Raw genomic sequence first — 1586 nt, 5'->3', positions numbered from 1 at the left:
TAGCCCGGATATTTCATCAACCATATGAACCGGCCGCGCCACGCCTGTGCACGGCGTGATGCTGCGGCAAGAAACGGCGTCGGACGCGAACGAAGCGGCCATTTCCATGCTGCAGACGCAACTTCCCCTTACCCCATTGTTTGTCCACGTGCCGGAGCAGCACTCGATGCCCGCTATGGCGCCAGCGCCTGCGCGGCGGCGAAGAACACATGGCGCAGCGGATGGTGGGACGCCATCAGCACGCGCACCCGGCGTGTGTTGCGCACGATGGCGGCGCCAACCTTGAGCAGCCTGACCCGGATTGTCGCCGTGCAGGCGCGTTCCAGCTCGGTGCCGCCCAGCGCCAGCCGCCGCAGCTGCACCATCAGCGTGTACGCCAATCCCGCCAGCAGCAGGCGCAACTGATTCGACCGGAACTGGCGGCAACTGGCGCGCCGCCCGAACAAGTCCAGTTGCGCCTCCTTGATGCGGTTCTCGGCCTCGCCGCGCGCGCAATACAGCTTCTCGTAGAGGTCTTCGGCGCTGCCGCCGGCCAGACTGGTGACGACGAAACGCGGATTGGCGCCTTGCGCGCCATGCTCGAGCCGGGCAATAACGCGCCGTTCGCGCTTCCAGCTGGCCGCCGCATACTGGAACGCGCCGATCAGGCGTTGCTTGACCCCGGTGGCGCGGTACGCATCCGCGATCGCCAGTTCGGCCAGGGCCACGCGCCATTGCAACGCCACGTTCTTCTGCAGCCCGATCACGTAATCGATGCCCCACTGCTCGAAGCGGCGCAAGGCCTTCGCACGGCAGAAGCCCGAGTCGGCGCGCACGATCAGGCGCACGTCCGGCCAGGCTTGCCGCAGCCGGCGCGCCAGCAGCTTGATCAGCGCCGACAGGACGCTGGCCGGATCACGGCTGGACGGGCGCAGCACGCAAGCCAGCAGATCCTGTCCGCAAAACACGTACAGTGGCAGGTAGCAATAGTTGTCGTAATAACGGTGGAAATGCGCCTTCTCTTGTTGGCCGTGCAGCGGCACGTGGGTGGCGTCGATGTCGAGGATCAGTTCCTCGGGGGGCTGGCTGCGGCTGGCAATGAACTGGTCGAGCAGCACGCCATGCAGCGCGGCCGTGTGGAGCGGGGTGGCCGCCGCTTCCAGGCGGCACAGCGTCGGCCCGGAGGCCAGCGCCGAATCGCGCCCGACGGCGGTCTGCAGCGCCAAGTCGTGCCGCAGCGTATTGTGGTCGGTGACATCTTCCCAGCCGCAGCACAGGGCATAGATGCGCTGAGCGAGCAAGGAATGGATCGGGTGCGTGACGCGCTCGGCGCGCCGGTCGTCGGCGAACACGGCAGCCACGGCACGTGTGAGCCCGATGCGTTCGTCGGCGCGACGCAGCAGCAGCACGCCGGCGTCGCTGCTCAGGTCGCCGCCGTCGAAGGACGCCTCGACCACACGGCGTCCGAGCTTGCCCAATGCAATCGATTCAAGGGGGGAGTTGACGGTACAATCTGGCATCGGCGATTCCGGTTGTTGTTTGGCGTAGGAACCAATAACAACGCGCTTCGGCACGGAATCGCCGACCTGCTTCATGAAATATCCGGG

Annotated in this window: 1 protein-coding gene; it reads right to left on the bottom strand. The window is 66.4% G+C overall.

Annotated elements, in window-relative coordinates; translation table 11 throughout:
• Window positions 1-173: 173 nt before the first annotated feature.
• A complete protein-coding gene (locus E6W33_RS26820; RefSeq protein ID WP_136420439.1) occupies window positions 174-1499 on the bottom strand; it encodes an IS1380 family transposase in 1326 nt (441 codons plus the stop codon).
• Window positions 1500-1586 lie beyond the last annotated feature (87 nt).

The sequence above is a fragment of the Herbaspirillum sp. ST 5-3 genome, from assembly GCF_004804275.1.
Lineage (GTDB): Bacteria > Pseudomonadota > Gammaproteobacteria > Burkholderiales > Burkholderiaceae_D > Noviherbaspirillum.
Note: the sequence above shows the minus strand (reverse complement) of the source record. Positions and strands in the feature narration are given on the sequence as shown.